This window comes from Pseudomonas sp. IT-P218, from assembly GCF_949767605.1.
Taxonomy (GTDB): domain Bacteria; phylum Pseudomonadota; class Gammaproteobacteria; order Pseudomonadales; family Pseudomonadaceae; genus Aquipseudomonas; species Aquipseudomonas putida_AE.
Genome location: NZ_CATKQQ010000088.1, coordinates 125,551 through 150,050 on the forward strand (window position 1 = coordinate 125,551; position 24,500 = coordinate 150,050).

Sequence of the window (24,500 nt, forward strand, 5' to 3'; positions counted from 1 at the left end):
GAGCTGGCTTGCCAGCGAAGGCGTCCTTCCTGTCAACAACGATGCTGCCTGATCCACCGCTTTCGCTGGCAAGCCAGCTCCTACAGGGTTGCGTGGCGGTTCAGAAATCCCGTTTGTAGAAGATGTCCCGCGAGCCACCGGCGGCTTCCAGGTAAACATGCGATGGTCAGCCCGGCGGATACGCCGGCGGCGCAGATGCTCAGGCAGACGGTGCAATTCTGACTACACCATAAATCCCTGTAGGAGCTGGCTTGCCAGCGAAGGCGTCATTCCCGTCAACAACGATGCTGCCTGATCCACCGCTTTCGCTGGCAAGCCAGTTCCTACAGGGGTTGCGTGGCGGTTTAGAAATCGCGTTTGTAGAAGATGTCCAGCGAACTGGCCACGCCACCGGCGGCTTCCAGGTAAACCTTTTTGCTCAGCTTGTAGCGCAGGGCAATGGTGTTGGCCGGTTCGAACACACCAACGCCATAACGCAGGCTGAGCTTCTCGGAAAGGTTACCGCTGGCGACCACGCTGGTAGCGTTGCCACTGCCCTCGGTGTCGAGCTGGAAATCGTCGATGCCCAGGTTCTTCGCCAGGCCACCGGTTACCCCGGAGCTGCCCATCAGGCCCAGGCCGAGTGCAGCCTGGGCGAGCATGTTGTTGTCTTCACCGTTGGTACTCAGTGGACGCCCCAGCACCAGATAGGACAGCGCCTGTTCCTGGCTCATGGCCGGTTCCGAGAAAATCTGCGTGGTCGGTTGCTCGGCGCTGCCGCTCAAGCGGATGCCGGCGATCACATCGTCGGTCTGGCGGATGGCCTCGATGTCCAGGTACGGCTGGTCGAGCGGGCCGGCGAACAGCAACCGCGCCCGGCGCACCGTAAGTCGCTGACCGTAGGCGCGGTAGCGGCCGTCGTTGAGCCATAGCTCGCCACGGGTGTCCATGTTGTCGCCAATGTGCACATGCCCCTGCACATTGGCGGTCAGGCCAAACCCGGCAAAGCTCAGCTTCTCTTCGCCAACCACCACATCGATGTCCATTTTCATCGCCAGGGGTGGTTTGCCCTCTTCGGTCTGCTGGCCGATGATCACCGTGTCATCGGAGAGCTTGACCGTCGATGGCGGCAACTCGCGAATGGTGATGTCGCCCTTGGGCACCCGCACTTTACCGGCGATGGCCAGCTCATCGCCCTTGAGCGAGATTTTCAGGTCCGGGGCCACTTCGACCTTGGCGTAGGGTTCGACGCTGACCGGCAACTGCGAGCCCTTGAGCGCCAGGTCCACTACCGGTGCCTGGCCCCAGGCGACATTGCCGTTGAGGCTGCCCTGCCCGGCCTTGCCGCTTTTCCAGCCGCCATTGAGCTGCACGGTTTCACCGGCGATCACCGCCTGCAGTTGCAACGCTTGAATCTCCATCGGCAACTCGGCGCCGGACACTTCGCCGTCACTGAGCACCAGATTGCCATTGACCAGCGGCGCCAGCAGGCCACCGGAAATCGTGCCGCTGCCATTGAGGCGACCGGTCAGTTTCTCGACCATGGGCACAAACGGCCGCGCCACCGACAGGTCCAGGCCACTCAAGCGGAAGGTACCGGTCAGCGGTTTGTTCTGCAGCAACGGGTTGATCTGCGCCTGTACCATCAATTCCCCAAGCTTGCCGCCAACGAAATTCAGGTTGGTATCGATGCGCTTGGGTGCAAGCGTGCTGGTGAGCTTGAGGGTCTGATACGGGAAATCCAGCCACTGCTCTTTCTCGCGCACGCGCAACGTCCCGCCGCTGGCATCGATGCTGATCACGCCGTTCGGGCCGCTGGCTGGCAGGTCCAGCTGCACGTCGGCGTTGAGCCGGCCCTGCCAGGCGAAATCCTTCGGCAGCCACTGGGCGAGGCTGTCGATGGGGAATTGCCGCAGGTGATAACGCAACTTCGGCTCCGGCATCAGACGCTGGTCTTCACCGCACAGACTGGCCGGGCCAGAGGCCCAGCAATGGGCGCCAAAATTGATTTTGCCGTCCGCCAGCCGCTCGAGTCTTGCCGGACCTTGCAGCTTCCAGTCCTGGCCACCGGCCTGGATGTCGCCGCTGGCCAGACGTCCTCGCCAGTTGCCTTTGTCCAGTGCGCCGTCCAGACCAAGGGCCAGTTTCAACTTGGGCCCTTGCAGGTCAAGGCTCAGTTTCTGGTTCTTGATGTCGCCCTGACCGCTGGCGGTCAGGGTGCCCAACGAAGTGTCACCGGCCTGGATACCGCTGCCCTTGAGGTCGATTTTCGCCCGTTGCGCGCTGTCGAGGGTCGCGTCCAGGTTCAGGCTTTGCAGGCGATTGTCCTGGAAAGCCAGTTGCGTGCCTTGCAACCCGAGCTTGCCTTGCGGTGCCTTGAGCGTTCCGGCGACATCGACCCGGCCGTTGATCTGGCCGCGCAATTGCGGCCATAGCTGGGCCAGCCGCGCCAGCTTGATGTCGATCTGGCCGTTAAGTTTCTGTTGCAGGCTGCCCTTGCCGTTGATGCTGTTGTCGCCGAGGCGAATCTGCAGGGCGTTCAGGTTCCATTGCTCGCCGCTGCCATCGGCCTTGGCTTGCAGGACGGCCGGCTGGCCACGCAGCTTGCCCTTGAGATCCAGGTCGGCGCTCAGGCTGAGCTGTTCATTTTTCATCTCGCCTTTGCTGCGCAAGGTGCCTGCCAACGTGCCCGGCAGTTCCGCGACCCAGTACGCCGGATCGATCGCGGAAAGATCCAGCGCAGTGTCCCAGGCGATGCCGTCGGCGAATTGCAGATTCAAGTGCCCTTCGGCCTTCCCCTGCCCGGCGACGAGCTGGATCTGTTGCAGGTAGATTTTTGTCAGGTCACCGGCGAACGGGCTGGTCAGGCTGAACGCCCCGGCCGGGCCATCCAGGGCGGCGTCGAAGTGCCCCAGGTATTTGCCGTCGGTGTAGGAGACGTCACCGTTGAAGCTGCGCAGGGCCACTTGCGGTTCGTCGATCAGCGGATAGAGCCGGTGCCAGGGGAAATCCAGCCAGGCGATCTTGGCATCAGCGCTCAGGCCCTTGCTCCAGTCCAGCTGTCCGGTGAGCTTGAGGCTTTGCTTGTCGTTGGCGGTCAGGTCCAGGGCGGCGATCTGCGCGCCGTTGGCGTCGACCTTGCCTTGCAGCGCCAGCGCGACCGGGCCTTGTTCGGCTGGCAGCATGGCCTTGCCGACTAACTGATAACCGTTTTTCAGGTCACCGGCGCCAGTGAGTTCGAGCTGATTGAGTTGCAGGGTGTCCGGCAAGTCGGCGCTGGGTTTGAAGCCGTCAGCGGTGATGCGCACTGTGGCCGGCAGGTTTTCCACCAAGGGTTGCAGCTTGCCGGTCAGTTGCCCATTGAGATAGCCGCTGCTGTCGGCCTTGAGGTTCAAGGTTTTCAGCAGGTCGCCGTCGACTTGCAGGGCCAGCGCCCAAGGTTCGGTGCCAGGTGCTGGCAGGGTCAGTTTGCCTTCTGCCTTCAGCGGCCAATTGCCAGTCGGTTGCAGCAAGCCGGACAGGTGCAGGCTCAGTTCATCGCGCTGCAGTTGCACCGAGTCGATCTGCAAGCCGTTGGCCGTCCAGTGCGCCGCCAGTTGCAAGCCCTTGAGCTGTTCGCTGCCGTTGAACAGCAGGCTGCCGACCTGGATGTCCCCCAGTTCGAGCGCCAGCGGCAAGTTCAAGTCTGGAAGACTGATCGGCCCGCTACTCTCTTCTGGCTCGCCGGGTGGAAATTGCAGGCTGACCTGATCGGCCTTCAGTTGTTCGATGCACAGGGTCATGCGCGTCAGACACAGCGGCGACCAGGCGAAGATGACTTTGCTGAGCTCGACCCGGCTGCTGTCTTGCTGCCACAACAGGCGATCGGCACTCCACTGCCCGCCCAGGCGACCCTGGAAATTGTCGAGGCTCAAACCCGGCACAAACCCGAGTGCCCAGCGACTGCCGGTCGCCGTGCCCAGCACTGTGGCCAGGGTCAGGACCACCAGCATCAGCAGCGCCAAAATGGTCAGCAACGTTATTTTCAAGCCACGTTTCACAACTCGGGTCCCATGGAAAAGTGCAAGCGAATGCCGCCATCGTCGTCGAGCGCATGGGCCAGGTCGAGGCGGATCGGCCCAACCGGAGAGACCCAGCGCACGCCGATGCCGACCCCGGTCTTGAGGTTCGGCAGTTCAAGTGTATTAAAGGAGTTGCCCTGGTCGACGAAAGTCGCCACGCGCCATTTTTCCGCAACGGAATACTGGTATTCGGCACTGGCGGTGACCATGTAGCGACCACCGATGCGGTCACCCTGGTTGTTTTCCGGGGACAGGCTCTGGTAGTCGTAGCCGCGCACACTCTGGTCGCCACCGGCGAAGAAGCGCAAAGACGGCGGTATCGATTTGTAGCCGTTGGTGGCACTGCCGCCAACTTGCAGTCGACCGAGCAAGCGGTGCTTGTCGAAAACCGTGGTCAGGCCTTTGACCAGCGCCGTGCCGTACAGCAAGTTGTTATCGGAACCCAGGCCTTCCTTGGCGACCTTGGTTTCGAACTGCAGGCGATAACCATTGTGCGGGTCGATACGGTTGTCGCTTTTCAGGTACGAATAGCTGACACCGGGCATCAGCAAGGTACTGAGGCCGGAATCGTCGCCGAGGCGGTACTCCTCGCGCTGCCACTTGAGCGACACCACCCGCTGCCAGCCGCTGGGCAGCTTGCTGTGCCACTCGGGGCCTACGGTCAGCAACTTGCTGAGGCTGTCCTTGTCGGCGATTTCTTCGTTCTGGTAACCACCGGCGAAACGCAGCTTGTCGGTCAGCGGCGGGTCCAGGGGAATGTCGTAGAACAACCCGACGTTTTGCCGAGGTGCCGAGACTTCGGTCTCCCAGCCATAACTGTGGCCCTGGGGGTTGACCCAGTGCCGGGTCCAGTTGGCCTTGACCCGTGGGCCGACGTCGGTGGAGTAGCCAATGCCCAGGCCCATGGTGCGTGGCTTGCGGGTTTCGAGCTTGACGTCCACAGGGATCACATCGTCCTTGGACGCTGTCGGCGCGGCGTCGACCCGCACGCCTTCGAAATAGCCGCTCGATTGCAGCGCCTGATTGAGCTCGGCGATCAGTTCGGAGTCGTACGGCGTACCGGCCTTGAAAGGCACCATGCGTTGCAGCAGGTCTTCGTCGAACGGTGTGTCGCCTTCAAAATTGACCTTGCCCAGCGAGTAGCGCGGACCACTGTCGTAGACCAGCTCGATATCGGCCACGCCGGCCCGCGGGTCGACCGCCAACTTCTGGCGGCTGAAGCGGCCACTGAAAAAACCAAAACGCGAGGCCTGGTTCTGGATCAGGCGCTTGGCGTCCTCGTACTGACCGTGGTTGAGTACCGCACCGGTTTGCAGTGCAGGGCTTTTGGGCACACGAAAGGATTTGAGGCTGGCCGCCGGGCCGTCGACGCGGATGGTGACGTTGCGCAGATGCACCGGCTCGCCGGGATCGATGGTCAGCACCAGGCGCGGCGACTTGCCGCCCTTCACTTCGCTGTCGATTTGCGGCTGGTAGTAACCCAAGGCCTGGGCGGCCTTGCGCGCCTGTTCCTCGGCGCCACGACTGAAGCGCAGCAAAGCCTCTTCGTCACGATCGCCGAGACTGCCGATATAGCCTTCGATATTGGTCTTCAGTGCATCGTTGGACGGTTTGATCCGCACATCCAATTCACTTTGCGCCAGTGCCGCGCAGCTGGTGATCAGCAGCAGTACGCCACTGGTAATTCTTCCTGGAAAATTCATAGGCGCGGATGCTATCACGAGCGTGGAGCGTGATAGAGCCTGGCGTGCACGTAAAGTTCGGCCTCAAGCCGTTGCTGAATGTAATACCTGCGGATTCGCGTGGAAAAACACGTGTTCGCGAACCGGTCCAACGGCCACCTCGCCGATTTCTTCGTAGCCCTGGCGCTTATAGAAGTCGAGATAACGCGGGTTGCCGGTGTCGAGAATCACGCCCTGGGAGTTTTCATCCACCGCGCACCAGTTATGCACCGCCTGCAACAGTTGCTCACCAAAGTGCTTGCCCTGGAATTGCGGGTGAACCCCCAGCAACGGCAGTACGTGCACCGAATCATTCGGCACGCAGGCCGCCACGGCGTCGTGGTACTCAAGGTAGCGCCGGGTGCAGCGAAAACCGGTACTGAGCACCATGCGCAGGCGCCAGGCCCAACTTTCCGTCACCCCCAGGCGCCGTTGTGGCGGCGCGATCAGGGCAATGCCGATCAACCGGTCGTTGACCAGCAGGCCGATGGCCGGCAGCTCCTGGAAAAAGTGTTGCTTGACCAGCTCGCGCACGGTGGCGCGCACCCGTTGTTCATAGCCGGGACGCTCGGCTTCGAACAGGTAGCTGAACGTCGGCTCGTGGCGGTAGGCCTGATACAGCAGAGAACGCGCTTCGCGGGAATAGCCGCTGTCGAGCATGTGGATATCGGCAATGGCGGTGGAGGTTTCAGGCATGACGGTCGTTCTCCCTGACGCAGCTCGCGGGGCTGCGCTCTTGTTGTTACGAGCTCATTGGGGCCGAGACAGTTCCTTGCTGATCGCAAATCAGTGTAGGCAATGAAACCCTGTTCGTCCCACCCCGCACTGGCCCCCATTGCCCATGTCAGCTAGCATCGCCCTTTTGCCAGGACTGCCGAGCATGAAGATCGTCTCCTTCAACATCAACGGGCTTCGCGCCCGTCCCCATCAGCTGGCGGCGCTGATCGAAAAGCATCAGCCGGACGTGATCGGGTTGCAGGAAACCAAGGTCCACGACGACCAGTTCCCGCTTGAAGAGGTCAAGGCCCTGGGCTACCACGTGTATTTCCATGGGCAAAAGGGTCACTACGGCGTCGCCCTGCTGTCTCGCCAGGAGCCGCTGGCCTTGCACAAAGGCTTTGCCACCGATGAAGAGGATGCCCAGCGGCGTTTCATCTGGGGCACCTTCGCCGACACCAATGGCGTACCGGTGACCATCATGAACGGCTACTTCCCCCAAGGCGAAAGCCGCGACCACCCGACCAAGTTCCCGGCCAAACAGCGTTTCTACAGCGACCTCCAGGTGCTGCTGGAAAGCCAGTTCAAGAACGACCAGCCGCTGGTGGTGATGGGCGACGTGAACATTTCCCCGGAAGACTGCGACATCGGCATCGGCCCGGACAACATGAAACGCTGGCTGAAAACCGGCAAATGCAGCTTCCTGCCGGAAGAGCGCGAGTGGATGGCCCGATTGAAGAACTGGGGCCTGGTGGACAGTTTCCGCCACCTGAACCCGGAGGTGGCTGACGTCTTCAGTTGGTTCGACTATCGCAGCCGTGGCTTTGAGGATGAGCCCAAGCGCGGGCTGCGGATCGATGTGATCCTCGCCTCCCATGGTCTGTTGCCACGGGTCAAGGCGGCCGGTGTCGACTACGAACTGCGTGGGATGGAGAAGCCGTCGGATCATGCGCCGATCTGGTTGGAACTGTACGCCGATCCAATGTAGGAGCTGCCGCAGGCTGCGATCTTTTGCTCTGTCATATTCAAGACATCTTACTGACTTAATCTCTCGGCACCTCCTCTGGCCATTTAGGTGCCGGCATGACCCTGCGCGTGTTGTTCCTGTTGATACTGTGCATCGGACTGCCGCCGACGGCCACGGCCAGCCCGTTACCGATCCCCGGGCAAGGTCCGGTGTTGCGCATCCAGGGCTCCAACACCATTGGCGCGGCACTGGGGCCGGCGCTGGTCGAGGGTTTGATGCGCGAGCAGGGTCTGCTCAAGGTGCACAGCGAAGCGGCGGACAAGGCCAACGAATCGCGTATCGTCGGTGAAACCCTGGAAGGCCGTCGGGTCGAAGTGGAGCTGGCGGCCCACGGCTCCAGCACCGGCTTCACCGCACTGAAAAGCGCCACTGCCGATCTCGCTGCCTCTTCCAGGCCGATCAAGGACAGCGAGCTGGTCAGCCTCCAACCACTGGGCGACCTGAAGAGCGCCGCCGCCGAACAGGTCATCGCCATCGACGGACTAGCAATCATCCTGCATCCGCAAAACCCGTTGAACACCCTCGATACCACCCAACTGGCACGCATTTTCAGCGGCGAAGTGAAAAATTGGGAAGAACTCGGTGGCCAAGGCGGCGCCATTCATCTCTATGCGCGCGATGATCAGTCCGGCACCTACGATACTTTCAAAGAGCTGGTTCTCAGTGGTCATGGCAAAACCCTGAGCGGCAGCGCAAAACGGTTTGAATCCAGCGAACAACTGTCCGACGCCGTCACTCAGGATCCCCATGGCATCGGCTTCATCGGCCTGCCCTACGTGCGCTCGGCCAAGGCCGTGGCGATTGCCGACGGCCAGTCCATGGCCATGCTGCCGCTCAACAGCCTGATTGCCACGGAAGACTACCCCTTGTCCCGGCGCCTGTTCCTGTACCTGCCACCCAAGGGCAACAACCCTTGGGCGCAAGCGCTGGTGGCCTTCGCGCAAAGCCCCAAGGGCCAGGCGATCGTCGCGGCCAACGGCTTTATTGCCCAAACCATCCAGGCCATGAACGTCACGCCGAACGCGTTGATGCCCGAGGGCTACCAGGCACTGAGCCGCCACGCCATGCGCCTGACGGTGAACTTTCGCTTCGAAGAAGGCAGCGCCAGCCTGGACAACAAGGCCCGACAGGACCTGTCACGGGTGCTCGACTACATGAAACAGCACGACAAGACCGATCGCCGGGTAACGCTGGTAGGGTTCGGCGATGCCAAGCTCGACCCGGCACGTGCCGATCTGCTCTCGAAACTGCGGGCCATGGCAGTTCGCCGCGAACTGGTGAAAAGTGGCGTGGTGCTGCGTGATGTTCGCGGTTTCGGCGCCGAGATGCCGGTGGCAGCCAACAGCGAGGATGAGGGGCGGATCAGGAACCGGCGGGTCGAAGTCTGGGTTTATTGAGTCTGTCAGGCCAGGTCCATCAGCAAAGTGGCTGATCGAACCTGGCCCGAAACGCCATCAGCCCAGCAGTTTCTCAAGCTGCGCAACGGTATCGACGGCACCCATGGTCTTGGCGGCATCCAGCGCGGTAATGCCGTTGGCGTCCTTGGCGCGCGGGTCGGCACCTTTACCGATCAGGTAGTCGACCACTTCGACGCGGTTGAACATCGCGGCCATCATCAGCGCGGTGCGGCCGTCGAAAGACGAACCTTCGACCTGTGCGCCCCCCTCGACCAAGGCCTTGATCACGGCCAGGTCACCCTTGAAGGCCGCGCCGGCAATCGGGCTCTGGCCGTTGTCGTTGCGGATTTCCGGATCGGCCTTGTGTTCGAGCAAGACTTTTACCGTGTCGACATGGCCGTGGTAAGCGGCCAGCATCAGCAAGGTGTCACCCTTGTGATTGCGCAGGTTCGGCGGCAGGCCCTTGCTCAGCAGCGCAGCCATCATGGCCGCATCGCCCTCACGCGCCTTGTTGAAGACCTGTTCGGCAAACTCGGCAGCTTCTTCGGGGGTCATCTGGCGGCTGTTGTCTGACATTGAACGCTCCACTTTCAGTTTTTCGCAAAGCCGACAGTTTCCCGAGCGGGCTCGTCACTGTCACTTCTTTTTTCTGGAACACGGCCATAGCCCTGTTCAATAGCGATGCTTGCCACCCTGGATCTCCGCCAGGACCTGCTCGGTGACCTGCACGTAGGTGTCGGTGCCCGGCAACCAGGCGTAGATCGGGTCAACGCCGGTCCTGCCGGGGTCGAACGCTTCGTCCTTGAGCCGGGTCTTCTGGTATTTGAACGTCCCGGTGGTTTCCATTTTCACTTTCACCCGCAAAAACAACGGCACCGCGTAGGCCGGCATGTGCTGCCGGGCGAAAGCCAGCAACTCGTCGAAGTCCAGGGTCGCCAGGGATTCCGCGGGGGTGATCGCGGCCATCCCGGCCCGGCCGTTGGTGTTGTTCACTTCCACGCCATAGGCCACGGCCTCGGAAATGTTCGGGTGCTGCAGCAGGATGTTCTCGACCTCGGTGGTCGACACGTTTTCACCCTTCCAGCGGTAGGTGTCGCCCAGGCGATCGACAAACTGCGCATGACCGAATCCGATGTTGCGCAACAGGTCGCCGGTGTTGAAGTAGCGGTCACCCTTGACGAACACGTCGTGCAGCACGACCTTTTCGGTCTTGTGCGGGTCGGTGTAACCATCCAGCGGTGCCTTGTCGTCGATCCTGGCGAGCAGCAGCCCCTGCTCGCCCTTGCCGACCTTGCGCATGAAACCGTTGGCGCCACGGGTCGGCGCGCCGCTGTCGTGATCGTACGCCGCCAGCTCCCAGGACATCAGGGAAAAGCCCACGGTATTGTCGAAATTGAGGATGTTGGTAAAACCGATGTTGCCGTCACTGGCGGCGTACAGTTCGCAGATATGCTCGACCGCGAAGCGCGTCTTGAACTCGCCCCATGCGCCCGGACGCAAACCGTTGCCGATCATCTTGGTCACGCCGTGCTGGCTGTCGTCGACACTGGGAGGCTGGTCGACCAGGTAGCGGCATAACTCACCGACGTAGCCCAGGGTGGTCGCCCGGTACTTGCGTACATCGCTCCAGAATTCTCTGGCGCTGAACTTGCGGCGGATGGCGAACCCCGAGGCCCCGCTGATGGCCGAGCCCCAGCACACGCACAAGCCGGTGGCGTGATACAGGGGCAAGGTGCAGTAGACGATGTCCTCGGGACGCATGTCCAGCGCGATCATGCCGAAGCTTGCGCAACTGCGCATCCAGCGCCCGTGCTTGAAAACCCCGGCCTTGGGCAACCCGGTGGTGCCCGAGGTATAGATGTAGAAACAGGGGTCGTCGAAAAAGATCTGCTGACTGCTGGCGGGGTTGTCGCTACAGGCGTCAACGCTGGCGGTCATCAGGTTGACGAACCCTTCGGGCGCTATGCCCGGGTGGCTATAGGTGTCCTGATCGGCGACGAACCAGGTACGCGCCACCTCGATCGACACCCGCTCGCGCACCGCCAGGTAGGCCGGGACCAGTTCCGCACCGACGACAATCGCCGCTGGCGTCACCAGGTTCAGGCTATGGATAAGGGTATCGCGGGTTAACGAGGTATTGAGCAACGCGCTGATGGCGCCGACCTTGGCCAGCGCCAGAATGGTCACCAGCAGTTCCGGGCGGTTCTCGATGAAGACCGCCACCACGTCGCCCTTGCCGATGCCTTGGGCCATCAGGTGATGGGCGATGGAATTGGCCCAACGGTTGACCTGCGCGTACGTCAGTTGCACCTCGCCATACAGCAAGGCCGGGCCTTCGGGGTTACGCAGGGTGGCCTGCTCGAAACTCCAGCCCAGGCCACACGCTTGGGTCGGATCCGTGACGTTGGCGACCTTCATGCCCTTGACCACGCGAGGAATGGCTTTGGCAATGGAAGGCAGCTTGCGGAGCATCATGCCCCAGGTGATGGTGTCGCGCTGCGTGCGGCTCATGGCGGTTCCCGTTGGCTCTTCTTATTGTCGGGCGGCATTGATCGACCCCGAAAATACGTCAACGGTTCTGCAGCTGTACACGCGGTTTTTGAAATGTTTTGTATCCGCGACACCGACGTTTGAAATGATGAGCGCGTGGATGGGAAATGGTTCAATCGAATCGCCGAGGACCCCGCAAAATGCAGGATGCACGATAGCCATTCATGCAGATTGCACGAAAGCAAAAAACTTCAAAAATTATAAGTCGTTGTTTTATATGAATATTTTCTACGGATAAATACTGGCACAATCACTGCAACAGCCTCCCCATGCTTTGCCATCCAAGCACTTACGGAGCTGATAGACATGAGCCTGATCCAAGAAAAATTCTCTTCCTTGTTCTCCAACTTCGACGTGATCACCCAGGATCGACCTGACGGCGGCATCCTGCTCACCTTGCGCAGCGAAGGCCGGGAATTCAAACGCTCGATTTCCTACCAGCAGCTGCACAATGGCGACCAACTGTCGTGGGTCATCAGCGCCATTCGCCGCGACCTGGCCGAACAGGCCAGCGAGTTGCCGCAAATCTCCATGCTGCAAAGCCAGCAGCGTTTTGCCCTGCCGACCTATCATTCGCTGTAAGCGTCAGGCTTCGGTAAACCATCAGGCCGTGCAAGCTGGCGCTTCACGGCCTGAGTTGTGTTCGCAGACCGCTCAGTCGTCCATTCGCGGGAATCGACCCGCAATGTCGTCGCCGGTGAAATTGGCCACCCAAGGCTGATTGCTGGACAGACGAATCGCAACGACAAAAGGCTGTTCGCCGATGTCCAGCCACTGCCGCGTGCCCGCCGGCAGCATTATCAGGTCGTTTTTCTCGCACAGCACGGCATAGACGTAATCGTCGATACGCACGCACAACAAGGCGCTGCCCGCGGCGACCAGCATGACTTCGTCCTGGTCCTGGCGCTGTTCTTCGATGAAGCTTGCGCGTATCGAGTCTTTTTGCGGGTGATCGCGGTCAAGGCTGATCACATCGACCCCACGCAACCCGTGCTCGGTCATCAGACTGTCGATTGGCGCCTGATAGGCATTGATGACGTCTCCGTGGCTGGCACCGGGGCGGACCTTCGCCGTGGCTTCCCAGCGATCAAAGCGCACGCCCTGCTCGGCCAGGGTCGAGGCAATGTCTTCAAAATGGGTCAGCACCTTGTTGGGGATGTCGGGACTGGAAAGGTGATAAACGGACAGGCTACTCATCTGGCAACTCCTTGATTGTTCAAGAGGGAGCGCGTGTCCTCTTGCATTCGTGTGGCAATGATAACGGCTGCCGCCAGCGCTGCGAGGCTGGCAATACTAAAGGTTAAGGGGGCGCCGAGGGCATTCCAGCTGTAACCGGAATACAGCGCGCCCATTGCGCCACCGGTGCCGGCCAGTGCGGCGTACAACGCCTGGCCCTGCCCTTGCTGGCGCGGGCCGAAGCTGCGCTGCACGAACTGGATGGCCGCGGCGTGAAAACTGCCGAATGTCGCCGCGTGCAGCACCTGGGCAAACAACAACACCCAGAGAAATTCGGCGAACGAGCCGAGCAGCAGCCAACGCAACGCCGCCAGCAGGAAGCTCGCCAGCAGCACGCGCCGCACCGAGAACCGCGCGAGAATCCGGCTCATGGCCATGAACATCAGCACTTCAGCCACCACGCCGACGGCCCAGAGCATACCGATCACGCCGCGGCTGTAACCCAGTCGCTCGAGGTGCAGGGTGAGAAAGGTGTAATAGGGCCCATGGCTCATCTGCATCAGCGCCACGCACGCGTAGAACGCCAACACCCCGGGGCTGCGCAATTGCGCGAGGAAACCTTCGCCAGTCAATCGCTCGCCCTGCACGGGCTGGGCGTTAGGAACCCACAGGCTGCTGAGCACGATCCCGGCCAGGATCAGCACCAGCGCTGCGGGATAAATATCCAGGCTGAGCCATTCGAACAAGCGCCCGAGCGCCACCACCGTAATGATGAAACCGATGGAGCCCCACAGGCGAATCTGGCTGTAGCGAGAGGCCTGCCCTTGCAGGTGCGCCAGGGTAATGACCTCGAACTGCGGCAGCACCGCGTGCCAGAAGAACGCGTGCAAGGCCATGACCATCGCCAGCCAGGCATAGGTCTGGCTGACGAAAATCAGCGAAAACGTCAGCAGCGTGCACACCGCGCCCAAGCGCACGATGGCAAGCCGTCGCCCGGTGTAGTCGCCGAGCCAGCCCCAGAGGTTCGGCGCCACGCAACGCATCAGCATGGGGATGGCCACCAGCTCGCCGATGCGCGCCGCGGAGAACCCCAGGTGATCGAAGTACAGCGCCAGAAAAGGCGCTGTCGAACCGAGCAAGGCGAAATAGAACAGATAAAAGCTGGAAAGCCGCCAGTACGGGAGGGCCGCCACCGGTGTCTTAGATCTGGCCCAGCACCGGCGTGCTCACCCGCACATCGGCGTTCTGCCCACGGTGGCGTAGCAGGTGGTCCATCAGCACGATGGCCATCATCGCTTCGGCGATCGGCGTGGCGCGGATGCCGACGCACGGGTCGTGTCGACCCTTGGTGATGACTTCCGCCGGGTTGCCATGGATGTCGATGGAACGGCCCGGCGTGGTGATGCTCGAGGTCGGCTTCAACGCCAAGTGGGCCACGATCGGCTGGCCGGACGAGATGCCGCCGAGAATGCCGCCGGCGTTGTTGCTGAGGAAACCCGCTGGCGTCATCTCATCGCGGTGCTCGGTGCCGCGCTGGGCGACGCTGGCGAAACCGGCGCCGATTTCCACGCCCTTGACCGCGTTGATGCTCATCAGCGCATGGGCCAGCTCCGCGTCGAGACGGTCGAAAATCGGCTCGCCCAACCCCGGCATCACGCCTTCGGCGACCACGGTGATCTTCGCGCCGACCGAATCCTGGTCGCGGCGCAACTGGTCCATATAGGCTTCCAGCTCCGGCACCTTGTCCGGATCGGGACTGAAAAAGGCGTTCTGCTCCACCGAGTCCCAGGTCTTGAACGGGATTTCGATCGGGCCGAGCTGGCTCATGTAGCCACGAATGACAATGCCCTGGGTGGCCAGGTACTTCTTGGCAATCGCACCGGCCGCCACGCGCATCGCGGTTTCCCGGGCCGAGCTGCGCCCGCCCCCGCGATAATCGCGCTCGCCATATTTGTGGTGGTAGGTGTAGTCGGCATGGGCCGGACGGAACAAGTCCTTGATCGCCGAGTAATCCTTGGACTTCTGGTCGGTGTTGCGAATCAGCAGGCCGATGGAGCAGCCGGTGGTGCGACCCTCGAACACCCCCGAGAGGATTTCGACTTCGTCGGCTTCCTGGCGCTGGGTGGTGTGGCGGCTGGTGCCGGGCTTGCGGCGATCGAGGTCGCGCTGCAGATCCTCCAGGGAAATCTCCAGGCCCGGCGGGCAGCCATCGACAATGGCGACCAACGCCGGGCCATGGCTTTCGCCAGCGGTGGTGACAGTGAACAGCTTGCCGTAGGTATTGCCGGACATGCAGGACGCTCCGTGAAATGAACCTGAATACGTAATGCGCGCCAGTATACGCAGGCTATCCAAGTAGTTCATCCTCGAACCTTATGGGAGCCGGCGAGTCCAACCGGCACCTTGACCATGATGGCCCGACAATGCTGCGAGTTATAGCCTTGAGCCTTACCCTGATTTCCGGCTTTGCCCAGGCCACTGTCCTGCAGCGGCCGATCACCCTGGATACCGGCACCGGAGAGCTGTTCGGCTCGTTGCTGCTGCCCAAATCCGAAACGCCGGTGCCGGTTGTGCTGATCATTTCCGGCTCCGGCCCAACCGATCGTGATGGCAACAACCCCGACGGCGGGCGCAATGACAGCCTCAAGCGCCTGGCCTGGGTACTGGCCAAACACAACATCGCCAGCGTGCGCTACGACAAGCGCGGTGTGGCGGCGAGCCTGGCGGCAGCCCCTGACGAACGCAATCTGTCGGTGGAAGGCTACGTGGCCGACACCGAAGCCTGGGGCCGCAAACTCAAGACCGACCCGCGCTTCAGCCAGTTGATCCTGCTGGGCCACAGCGAAGGCGCCTTGATCGCCAGCCTCGCGGCCCCCAGCGTCGATGCGGCGGCGGTGATTTCCATGTCCGGCAGCGCCCGGCCGATCGACCAGGTGCTGCGCGAGCAACTGGGCAACCGCCTCCCTCCTCCGCTGGTGCTGCGCAGTAACCAACTGCTCGACAGCCTCAAGGCCGGGAAGACTGACGACAACGTGCCACCGCAACTGCAGGTGATTTTCCGTCCGAGTGTGCAGCCGTACCTGATTTCACTGTTCCGCCAGGACCCTGCCGCGGCGTTCGCCAGGTTGAAAATGCCGGCGCTGATCATCCAGGGCAGCAACGACATCCAGGTCGGGATCAATGACGCCAAGCTGCTCAAGGCGGCCAAGCCGGACGCCGAACTGGCGCTGATCGAAGGCATGAACCACGTCATGCGCATCGTGCCCAACGACGTTAAACGGCAATTGGCCTCCTATAAAGACCCGCAATTGCCGTTGGCGGCTGAGCTGGGCACGCGAATCCTGGCTTTTATTGACGGACTTCGCACCTCTTAAGCGCCTTTAGCACTCCAGTCCTGAAAAAAACGGCCGATAAGCCTTTGTCGCCAGCGCTATGGCTGGCGACAAGTAGAGCTTGGACAGGATCTCGCCGTTATGACCGATACCCCGACTTCACCCGACACCACCGCTGAAAAAGAGGCACCGCCAGCGGTCGAGCTGCCCTGGGCGGACGTCGACGTCGAGCACCCGAAAATGCTCCGTCTGGCGCCGCTGCAGACCGATCGGAGCACCGGTGGCCGGCCCCTGCGTTTTGTCGAGTTCGGTTATGCCGAGCGCCAAGACAAGGTCCGCAGCCTGCTGCGCATGCGCATCACCCTGCCCGGCCAGCGTGTGCGCAAGGAACAGAATCATCTGGATGTGTGGGTCGATCACCTCGAAAAACGCGTGCATTTCGGACCGGACAGCGGCCTGCAAATCGAACCGCTGAACCGCGGCATCGGCCGCTTCATGGCCGCCTACGGGGTCAACTGGGCGAAGAAACGCTGGCCTGGCTATACCGTCGACGGTAGCGATCTCAACAACAAGGACGCGCTGAACGAAGACACGCGCCTGCGCCGCGATCACTTTTTGAGGGTGCACGGTTTCGACGTGGTCTACGCCGATGCCCAGCATTTGAAAGGCAGCGTCAAGGAAGTCAGGGTCGGTGACTTGCTGGGCGACTGGAACACCGAAAAACTGCAGGTGGTGGAGATTCTCGAGGCGGCGCAGATGCTCCAGCAAGCCGAGCAGAACCTGGCCGAGCAGGAAGTCAAACTGAAGAAACACGAAGAGAAGGTCAGCAAATACCAGCGTGAAGACGCCGGTTTGCGCTTTACCATTGCCTGTCTGGTGGCGTTTGCAGTGTTTCAGGCGGGGTTGTTGATCTGGATTGCGACACACCGGTAGTCGGCGGCGATGCCATCGCTGGCAGGCCAGCTCCCACAGGTATCATGTCGTGCCCAAATGTTGTGGCACACACAAAACCTGTGGGAGCTGGCCTGCCAGCGATAGGGTTTCAAGGAATTAGACGCGGGACGCGAACAATGCCTGATGATCGCGGCACTGCTCGGCCGTCAACATGAACACGCCATGCCCGCCGCGCTCGAATTCCAGCCAGGCGAAATCGACTTGCGGGTACAACGCCTCGACATGCACCTGGCTGTTGCCCACTTCGACAATCAGCAAGCCCTTCTCGGTCAGGTGGTCCGCGGCCTCGGCCAGCATGCGCCGCACCAGGTTCAGGCCGTCATCGCCGCAGGCCAGGCCCAGTTCCGGTTCGTGCTGGTATTCGTCCGGCATGTCGGCGAAATCCTCGGTGTCCACGTACGGCGGGTTCGACACGATCAGGTCGAAACGCTGCCCCGGCAGGCCATCGAAGCCATCGCCCTGCACGGTATAGACACGCTGGTCGACGCCGTGGCGCTCGATGTTCTGGTTCGCCACTTCGAGCGCTTCGAACGACAGGTCGGCCAGCACCACTTCTGCGTTCTGGAACTCATAGGCGCAGGCAATACCGATGCAGCCGGAGCCGGTGCACAGGTCGAGAATCCGCGCCGGCTCAGTGCCCAGCCATGGCGTGAAACGGTTTTCGATCAGTTCGCCGATCGGCGAACGCGGGATCAGCACGCGCTCATCGACAATGAATGACAGGCCGCAGAACCAGGCTTCACCCAGCAGGTAAGCGGTTGGCACGCGTTCTTCGATGCGGCGCTGGAGCAGGTGCTGCAGGTGGGCCACTTCGTCTTCTTCCAGATTGCAGTCCAGGTAACTGTCGGCGATTTCCCACGGCAAGTGCAGCGCACCCAACACCAGTTGACGGGCTTCGTCCCAGGCGTTGTCGGTCCCATGGCCGAAAAACAGATCCTCCCCATGGAAGCGGCTGACGGCCCAACGGATATGGTCACGCAGGGTACGAAGGCGGGAAGTGATCACGACGGTAAACTCCAGAAAAATCGACGGGCGATTCTACCAGTCAAACGTCGTCTCGACGACGCAGGAAAAATACCGGGGCAAATGTAGGAAACTTCTGGTTTTCTCACCCACCCTTGAACAAAACGTCATACTTGACAACGCTGCACGCCAGTAACGACGGTGCCTACGATGGTAGCGATTCACAGAAGCGCTCAGCCAGAGGACAATGTCGCAAAAGCCCCACTCGAAGGAGCCCCAGAATGTCCGTTCCACAAACGATGTTTCAACTCAGCGGCCGCGGTTACGCAGCAGCCAAACTGAGTCATGCGACCCTGATCATCATCGATGCCCAGAAAGAATACCTCAGCGGCCCCCTGGCCCTGAGCGGCATGGATGCGGCTGTCGCGAACATCAAGCAATTGGTGACGGCTGCCCGTGCGGCCGGCCGGCCCATCGTGCATGTCAGCCATCTCGGCACCGTCGGTGGGCTGTTCGACCCACGCGGCGAGCGTGGCCAGTTCATCCCGGGGCTGGAGCCGCTGGCCGGCGAAATCAAGATCGAGAAGATCCTGCCCAGTGCCTTCCATGGCACGGACCTGAAAAAACGCCTGGAAGAACTGGGCTCGGTGGACCTGGTGGTGTGCGGCTTCATGAGCCATTCCAGTGTCAGCACCACCGTGCGGGCGGCGAAGAACCTGGGTTTCCGCTGCACCCTGGTGGAAGACGCCTGCGCCACCCGCGATCTGCCGTACAAAGGCGGCGTGCTGAGCGCCGAGCATGTGCAGCAGACCGAAATGGCGATCATGGCGGACAACTTTGCCGCCCTCGCCCTGACCAACGACCTGGTCTGAGCAGGGTTCATGGGCGGCGCAGGCCGCCGCTCATCTGCAAAAGCCTCTCGTTCGCCGTAAATGTCTTAGCCTCAGGAACATCCCGGTCAACTTCCGGTCGAAGGGCCGATACCCATTGAGGAAGGTCGGAATGAAGTTATCCGATGGTTTTGACGCTCGCCGCTTGCGGCCCAAAGGCCAAAGCAACTGGCGTTTTCGATTCGGCGCGGCCTTTGCCGCCTTGCTGGCGACCTGTGGCGTGCTGCTGGCGATGGCAGGTGCCGCCGCCCTGTTCGGTCACATGCCCGCCCTGGGCGAGTTGAACAGCAACCGCGCGGGGGCGGCAGTGATCCTGGTCATCGGCCTGTTCGTGCTGTACCTGGGCGTGTGGCTGTGGCGCCGCTGCCGCCGCCGTTCACGGCAGTCGAACGCGCTGAACATGTCCCCGCACCTGATGAAAAAACACGACTAAGCGCACATCGTCGCCCGCTGCCGCGCGTTTTCTCACGCCCGATTCCCTTCGAGTTGGGTAAACTGGCCGCCCTTCGCGGAGGCTGACATGCAAGACGACGATTTTTCCCTGTTCAAAAGTGCGATCCAAGGCGTCAAGCCGATCAAGCACGATCGCGCCGAAACCGGCAAACCCAAGGCAGACCGCGCGCAGATCGCAAAATTGCGCCAGGCCGCCACCGTGCGTACCGATGCCACCACCGTTGACGGGCTCTCCGACCAGTTCGTCATCGACGTCGGCCCGGAAGACGAGCTGATGTGGGCCCGCGACGGCGTGCAGGAAAGCCAGATGCGCAAGCTCAAGATCGGGCAGATTCCGTTCGAAGGCAGCCTTGACCTGCATGGCATGAACGTGGAAAAGGCCCGGGAAACCCTCTGGGCCTTCCTGGCTGAAGCGACCAAGTTCGAAATCCGCTGCGTGCGCGTCACCCACGGCAAGGCCGTGCGCCTGGACGGCAAGCGGCCGATGATCAAAAGCCACGTCAATACCTGGCTGCGCCAGCATTCTCAGGTACTGGGTTTCACCTCGTGCCAGCCCAAACATGGCGGTGCGGGCGCTGTTTATGTGATGCTCAAACGAACCATGATGGAAGGCCGCGACGAGTAAAGCTGATGCTTCACGCTTGCAGCGTCGTGTCCGTCACCGTACCCTTGCCCTTTGCGTAAAATCCCACAGGTAGTTTCATGTCCCTGGAACAGAATTACACCGCGATCCTTGGCCAACTGGGCGAGGATCCCTCCCGCGAGGGCCTGCTCGACACGCCAAAACGTGCCGCCAAAGCCATGCAGTACCTCTGCCGCGGTTATGAACAGACGCTGGAAGAAGTCACCAACGGTGCCCTCTTCAGCTCCGACAACAGCGAAATGGTGCTGGTCAAGGACATCGAGTTGTACTCGTTGTGCGAACACCACCTGCTGCCGTTCATCGGCAAGGCCCACGTGGCCTACATCCCGAGTGGCAAGGTACTGGGCTTGTCGAAAGTCGCGCGGATCGTCGATATGTACGCCCGCCGCCTGCAGATCCAGGAAAACCTCAGCCGCCAGATTGCCGATGCCGTCCAGCAGGTCACCGGCGCCCTGGGCGTTGCCGTGGTGATCGAGGCCAAGCACATGTGCATGATGATGCGCGGTGTGGAAAAGCAGAATTCGTCGATGATCACCTCGGTGATGCTGGGCGAGTTCCGTGAGAACGCCGCGACTCGCAGCGAATTTCTCAGCCTGATCAAGTAATTCGCCCCACGAAGAGAACCGGCAATCATCGCCGGTTTTTTTTCGTCCGGGAAAAATCAGGTAAGCTGCGCGCCTTTCTCCAATAGCACCGTGAGGCTTCAACGTGTTCGTAAAAGCGCTTCGTGTCGGCCTTGGCCAACTGATCATCTTCATCGACTTCATCACCCGCCCCGGCAAGAAGCAGCGCCCTGCCGCCGCCCAGGCCCAGGTCGAAGCCGCCGCCAAGGACCTGACCCTGTATCAGTTCCATGCCTGCCCGTTCTGCGTGAAAACCCGCCGCACCCTGCGTCGCCTGAACGTACCGGTGGCCTTGCGTGATGCGAAGAACAGCGAAACGGATCGCCAGACCCTGCTCGAGCAAGGTGGCAAGATCAAGGTGCCGTGCCTGCGAATCGTAGAGAATGGGCAGACGACCTGGATGTATGAGTCCAAGGTGATCATTGATTATCTGGACAAGCGGTTTGCTGCAGCCTGATGTATTTGGGGTGTGATTGACGGCCCTATCGCCAACAGGCTGGCTCCCACAGGTTTTGTGAACACCGCAAATCCCCTGTGGGAGCCAGCCTGCTGGCGATGAGGCCGGCACAAACACCGCAAAATCCAGACAAAAAACCGGCCCTTGAGCCGGTTTTTTTCTTCAGGCCGCTTGCATGGCCTGCGCCTGCCGCACCACCGCCGCCAATCGCTTTATCCCCTCCTCCAGCCGCACCGGATCAATGTGGCTGAAGTTGAGCCGCAGATGCCCGTGATGATTGTCCGGCTCAGGGAAGAACGGCTCACCCGGCATGAACGCCACGTCATTGGCCAGCGCCGCATTGAGCAACGTCCGGGTGTCCAGCGGGTGCTTGAGCGTCAGCCAGAAAAACAGCCCGCCCTGGGGCACGTGCCAATTCGCCAGATCGGCAAAATGCCTTTGCAGCGCCGCCTGGAATGCGTCGCGGCGCTCCCGGTAAAAGCCCCGTAATTCACTCAGGTGCTGCTGATAGGGCTCGCTGCCGAGCCATTGCAGCGCCTGCCACTGGCCGACCCGATTGGTGTGCAGGTCCGCCGATTGCTTGAGCTTCAACAGGTGCGGGAACAGGTCTGGACTGGCGATCAGATAGCCGACACGCAGGCCCGGCAGCAAGGTTTTCGACACGGTGCCGGTGTAGATCCAACTGGCTTTCTTCAGGCGACCGGCAATCGGTTGGGCGCTGCCGCCATCGAAGGTCAACTCACGGTAAGGCTCGTCTTCGATCAGGGTCACGCCAAACTCATCCAGCAATGCCGCGACCGCCTCGCGCTTGGCTTCGCTGTAACGCACCGCCGATGGATTCTGGAACGTCGGGATCAGGTAGATGAACGCCGGGCGATGTGTTTCCAGGCGCGCGCGCAGTTGCGCCAGGTCCGGGCCATCGGCTTGCAGCGGCACGGTGAGGCAATGGGCTCCGAACAGCTGGAAGATCTGCAGCGCCGCCAGGTAGGTCGGTGCTTCGAGCAGAATCTCGGTGCCTTTGTCGATATACAGCTTGGCGGCCAGGTCGAGGGTTTGCTGGGAGCCACTGACCACCAAGACCTGATTCGCCTCGCATGGCACACCCAACGCGCGCGCCTGTGCCGCCAGGGCTTCGCGCAAGGCCGGTTCGCCTTCACTCATCCCGTATTGGCCCATGGACACCGGCATCTGGTCCCAGTCGACTTTCGGCAGCATGGCTTCGGCCGGCAAGCCGCCGGCGAACGACATCACCTGCGGACGCTGGGCGGCCGCGAGGATTTCACGGATCAAGGAACTTTTAAGGCGTGAGACACGTTCGGAAAAAGCCATGGGGGTCACCGGTAGCGAGGCCAGGGGAAAATAAGTCAAACTTGTTGACTGAAATTACGACAGCCCGAGCGGATACGTCAACATGATTGACCTTAAAAACCCGATTTCCCAACAGCAGGCCATGGAAGCGTTTTTCTTCGGTTACCAGGCCTTTACCGCCAAGGCCGATGAAATGCTCGAGCGGCGCGGCTTGAGTCGGGTGCATCAACGCATCGTGTTTTTCATTGCCCGTTACCCGAACCTGAGCGTCAAGGAGTTGCTGGCGTTGCTGGGCGTGAGCAAGCAGGCGTTGAACATGCCGTTGCGCCAACTCCTGGAAATGCATTTGGTGGACAGCGTGGCATCCGAGACGGACAAGCGTAAGCGGCTGCTGGAATTGACCGCCGAGGGTGCGCGGTTTGAGCAGGCGCTGCGGCGTGAGCAGGTGAAATTGCTTGAGCGGGTGTTTGCCGAGGCTGGGGAGTCGGCGGTGAATGGGTGGTTGGCGGTGAATCTGGCGCTTGGGAAAAGTCAGGCTGTTGTTGATTGACTGTTCTGCCCCTATCGCCAGCAGGCTGGCTCCCACAGTGATCTGTGGTGTACACAAAATCTGTGGGAGCCAGCCTGCTGGCGATGAGGCCCACGAAGGCGATATATCCCTATTGCCAAACTTTTCGTCGACAAAACCAAAAACATTATTTGCTTTATTTGTATACAAAAGCATAATCCACTTCGTGCGAGTTCCTGACCTATCGGTCAACAAATTCGCAAGTGCCTCAAAGGGCCGCTGCCACCCTCATGGGTCCGGCCCTGGAAATAACAATAAAACTCTTGAGGAGTACCTCGCTGTGGAAAGCCGCAAATCCGAAGCATCGACGCTGGATCTCTCGCCGCCTCTACGCAATGGCTGGCTGGAGCGCATCTTTAAACTCAGCTTGCATGGCACCACGGTGAAGACCGAGCTGATTGCCGGTCTGACAACCTTCATCACCATGGCCTACATCATCTTCGTCAACCCCAACATCATGGCCGACGCCGGGATCGACCATGGCGCGGCGTTCGTCGCCACCTGCATTGCCGCCGCCCTGGGCTGCCTGTTGATGGGCCTGTACGCCAACTGGCCGGTCGGCCTGGCGCCGGGCATGGGCCTGAACGCTTTCTTCACCTACACCGTGGTCGGCACCATGGGCTACAACTGGGAAACCGCGTTGGGGGCGGTGTTCGTCTCCGGTGTGCTGTTCATGATCCTGACCTTCTCGCGGATCCGCGAATGGCTGCTCAACAGCATCCCCGTCAGCTTGCGCTTCGCCATGGGCGCAGGCGTGGGCCTGTTCCTCGGGCTGATCGGCTTGAAAACCGCGGGCATCGTCGTCGATAGCCCGGCGACCTTGATCAAGCTCGGTTCCCTGCGCGAGCCTGGCCCGCTGCTCGCCGCCGTGTGCTTCCTGATGATCGCCATCCTCAGCTATCACAAGGTGTTCGGCGCGATCCTCATCAGCATCATCACCGTGACCCTGGCCGGTTGGGGCCTGGGCCTGGTGCACTACGAGGGCATCATGTCAGCCCCACCGAGCCTGGCCCCGACCTGGATGGCCATGAACGTCGCCGGCGTGTTCAACGTCAGCATGATCAGCGTGGTGCTGGCCTTCCTCTTCGTGCACATGTTCGACACCGCCGGCACCTTGATGGGGGTGGCCCAGCGCGCCAACCTGGTGAACGCTGACGGCAAGATCGAAAACCTCTCGCGCGCCATGAAAGCCGACAGTGCCTCCAGTGTGTTTGGTGCGGTAGTGGGCGTTCCACCGGTCACCAGCTACGTGGAAAGTGCTGCTGGCGTCGCGGCAGGTGGTCGGACTGGTCTTACCGCCGTGACCGTAGGTGTGCTATTTATTGCAGCCATGTTCTTCGCTCCGCTGGCCGGGATGATCCCCGCCTACGCAACCGCCGGTGCGCTGATCTATGTGGCCATGCTGATGATGGGCGGCATGGCCCACATCGAATGGGACGAGGCGACCGACAGCATTCCGGCGATCGTCACGGCAATCATGATGCCCCTGACCTTCTCGGTCGCCGACGGCATCGCGCTGGGCTTCATCACCTACGTGGCGCTGAAGGCCGGCACTGGCAAGTACAAGGAAATTTCCGTCAGCCTGTGGGTGCTCTGCGCAATCTTCATTGCCAAGTTCATCTTTCTGTAAGCCTCGGCGGTACGCGCTTGAAACCAGCCTCACCCCGTCGGGTGAGGCTTT

22 protein-coding genes are annotated in these 24,500 nt (G+C 61.3%); 12 read left to right on the plus strand and 10 right to left on the minus strand.

Annotated elements, in window-relative coordinates; translation table 11 throughout:
* Nucleotides 1–344 precede the first annotated feature (344 nt).
* The 3 genes from ACM6I6_RS28355 to ACM6I6_RS28365 form a co-directional block, all read right to left on the minus strand.
* Nucleotides 345–4,019, minus strand: a complete 3,675-nt coding sequence (locus ACM6I6_RS28355) for a translocation/assembly module TamB domain-containing protein (RefSeq protein ID WP_414921078.1) — start codon at nt 4,017–4,019, stop codon at nt 345–347.
* Entirely contained in the window at nt 4,016–5,743 is a 1,728-nt protein-coding gene (locus ACM6I6_RS28360; RefSeq protein WP_414921079.1) for an autotransporter assembly complex protein TamA, read from the minus strand. The genes ACM6I6_RS28355 and ACM6I6_RS28360 overlap by 4 nt, the downstream gene beginning before the upstream one ends.
* Nucleotides 5,744–5,806: 63 nt before the next feature.
* Entirely contained in the window at nt 5,807–6,457 is a 651-nt protein-coding gene (locus ACM6I6_RS28365) for a GNAT family N-acetyltransferase (protein WP_274077681.1), read from the minus strand.
* Nucleotides 6,458–6,641: 184 nt separating this feature from the next.
* On the opposite strand from ACM6I6_RS28365, the gene xthA reads away from it, so the two are divergent.
* Together xthA and ACM6I6_RS28375 are read left to right on the plus strand one after the other, a co-directional pair.
* Nucleotides 6,642–7,466: an exodeoxyribonuclease III gene (gene xthA / locus ACM6I6_RS28370; protein WP_414921080.1), complete on the plus strand. Its 825-nt coding sequence runs from the start codon at nt 6,642–6,644 to the stop codon at nt 7,464–7,466.
* A 95-nt stretch (nt 7,467–7,561) separates the two neighbouring features.
* Nucleotides 7,562–8,902 carry a substrate-binding domain-containing protein gene (locus ACM6I6_RS28375; protein ID WP_414921081.1) on the plus strand — a complete coding sequence of 447 codons (1,341 nt, stop codon included), beginning with the start codon at nt 7,562–7,564 and terminating at the stop codon, nt 8,900–8,902.
* A gap of 57 nt (nt 8,903–8,959) precedes the next feature.
* On the opposite strand, the gene ACM6I6_RS28380 is transcribed toward ACM6I6_RS28375, so the two are convergent.
* Both ACM6I6_RS28380 and ACM6I6_RS28385 read right to left on the minus strand, forming a co-directional pair.
* Entirely contained in the window at nt 8,960–9,478 is a 519-nt protein-coding gene (locus tag ACM6I6_RS28380) for an ankyrin repeat domain-containing protein (RefSeq protein ID WP_274077678.1), read from the minus strand.
* A 96-nt stretch (nt 9,479–9,574) separates the two neighbouring features.
* Entirely contained in the window at nt 9,575–11,413 is a 1,839-nt protein-coding gene (locus ACM6I6_RS28385; RefSeq protein ID WP_414921082.1) for a long-chain-acyl-CoA synthetase, read from the minus strand.
* Between the two features lie 345 nt (nt 11,414–11,758).
* Here ACM6I6_RS28385 and ACM6I6_RS28390 point away from each other — a divergent pair, with 345 nt between their 5' ends.
* Entirely contained in the window at nt 11,759–12,034 is a 276-nt protein-coding gene (locus ACM6I6_RS28390) for a DUF3509 domain-containing protein (protein ID WP_274077676.1), read from the plus strand.
* Nucleotides 12,035–12,106: 72 nt separating this feature from the next.
* Here the strand turns inward: ACM6I6_RS28390 and ACM6I6_RS28395 are convergent, their stop codons facing one another.
* The 3 genes from ACM6I6_RS28395 to aroC are packed head-to-tail and all read right to left on the minus strand — an operon-like array spanning nt 12,107 to nt 14,920.
* Nucleotides 12,107–12,649, minus strand: coding sequence for an acireductone dioxygenase (locus tag ACM6I6_RS28395; protein ID WP_414921083.1), 543 nt, complete (start codon nt 12,647–12,649; stop codon nt 12,107–12,109).
* Complete coding sequence (locus ACM6I6_RS28400; RefSeq protein WP_414921084.1) at nt 12,646–13,821, minus strand: MFS transporter; 1,176 nt, start codon at nt 13,819–13,821, stop codon at nt 12,646–12,648. The genes ACM6I6_RS28395 and ACM6I6_RS28400 overlap by 4 nt, the downstream gene beginning before the upstream one ends.
* A 7-nt stretch (nt 13,822–13,828) precedes the next feature.
* Nucleotides 13,829–14,920: a chorismate synthase gene (gene aroC / locus ACM6I6_RS28405; RefSeq protein WP_406591094.1), complete on the minus strand. Its 1,092-nt coding sequence runs from the start codon at nt 14,918–14,920 to the stop codon at nt 13,829–13,831.
* 83 nt (nt 14,921–15,003) lie between these two features.
* Between aroC and ACM6I6_RS28410 the strand changes: the two genes are divergently transcribed.
* Together ACM6I6_RS28410 and ACM6I6_RS28415 are read left to right on the plus strand one after the other, a co-directional pair.
* A complete protein-coding gene (locus ACM6I6_RS28410) occupies nt 15,004–16,002 on the plus strand; it encodes an alpha/beta hydrolase (protein WP_323607533.1) in 999 nt (332 codons plus the stop codon).
* Between the two features lie 99 nt (nt 16,003–16,101).
* The gene (locus ACM6I6_RS28415) at nt 16,102–16,893 is read left to right on the plus strand and encodes a hypothetical protein (RefSeq protein ID WP_323626344.1); all 792 of its coding nucleotides are present in this window, start codon (nt 16,102–16,104) and stop codon (nt 16,891–16,893) included.
* 117 nt (nt 16,894–17,010) lie between these two features.
* Here the strand turns inward: ACM6I6_RS28415 and prmB are convergent, their stop codons facing one another.
* Nucleotides 17,011–17,919 carry a 50S ribosomal protein L3 N(5)-glutamine methyltransferase gene (gene prmB, locus ACM6I6_RS28420; protein ID WP_414921085.1) on the minus strand — a complete coding sequence of 303 codons (909 nt, stop codon included), beginning with the start codon at nt 17,917–17,919 and terminating at the stop codon, nt 17,011–17,013.
* A 239-nt stretch (nt 17,920–18,158) separates the two neighbouring features.
* Here prmB and ACM6I6_RS28425 point away from each other — a divergent pair, with 239 nt between their 5' ends.
* From ACM6I6_RS28425 to ACM6I6_RS28445, 5 genes are all read left to right on the plus strand, one after another.
* A complete protein-coding gene (locus ACM6I6_RS28425; RefSeq protein WP_274077669.1) occupies nt 18,159–18,749 on the plus strand; it encodes a cysteine hydrolase family protein in 591 nt (196 codons plus the stop codon).
* A 130-nt stretch (nt 18,750–18,879) separates the two neighbouring features.
* Entirely contained in the window at nt 18,880–19,200 is a 321-nt protein-coding gene (locus ACM6I6_RS28430) for a hypothetical protein (RefSeq protein WP_274077668.1), read from the plus strand.
* Nucleotides 19,201–19,287: 87 nt separating this feature from the next.
* Nucleotides 19,288–19,845 carry a Smr/MutS family protein gene (locus ACM6I6_RS28435; RefSeq protein ID WP_007898817.1) on the plus strand — a complete coding sequence of 186 codons (558 nt, stop codon included), beginning with the start codon at nt 19,288–19,290 and terminating at the stop codon, nt 19,843–19,845.
* A 77-nt stretch (nt 19,846–19,922) separates the two neighbouring features.
* Nucleotides 19,923–20,468 carry a GTP cyclohydrolase I FolE gene (gene folE / locus ACM6I6_RS28440; RefSeq protein ID WP_046815589.1) on the plus strand — a complete coding sequence of 182 codons (546 nt, stop codon included), beginning with the start codon at nt 19,923–19,925 and terminating at the stop codon, nt 20,466–20,468.
* 103 nt (nt 20,469–20,571) lie between these two features.
* Nucleotides 20,572–20,943 (plus strand): glutathione S-transferase N-terminal domain-containing protein, encoded by a 372-nt coding sequence (locus tag ACM6I6_RS28445; protein ID WP_274077667.1) that lies wholly within the window; start codon nt 20,572–20,574, stop codon nt 20,941–20,943.
* Between the two features lie 162 nt (nt 20,944–21,105).
* Here the strand turns inward: ACM6I6_RS28445 and ACM6I6_RS28450 are convergent, their stop codons facing one another.
* Nucleotides 21,106–22,272, minus strand: a complete 1,167-nt coding sequence (locus ACM6I6_RS28450; RefSeq protein WP_414921086.1) for a PLP-dependent aminotransferase family protein — start codon at nt 22,270–22,272, stop codon at nt 21,106–21,108.
* An 82-nt stretch (nt 22,273–22,354) separates the two neighbouring features.
* Between ACM6I6_RS28450 and ACM6I6_RS28455 the strand changes: the two genes are divergently transcribed.
* Together ACM6I6_RS28455 and ACM6I6_RS28460 are read left to right on the plus strand one after the other, a co-directional pair.
* Entirely contained in the window at nt 22,355–22,801 is a 447-nt protein-coding gene (locus tag ACM6I6_RS28455) for a MarR family winged helix-turn-helix transcriptional regulator (RefSeq protein ID WP_323607537.1), read from the plus strand.
* Nucleotides 22,802–23,099: 298 nt separating this feature from the next.
* A complete protein-coding gene (locus tag ACM6I6_RS28460) occupies nt 23,100–24,449 on the plus strand; it encodes an NCS2 family permease (protein WP_095196825.1) in 1,350 nt (449 codons plus the stop codon).
* The last annotated feature ends 51 nt before the right edge of the window (nt 24,450–24,500 follow it).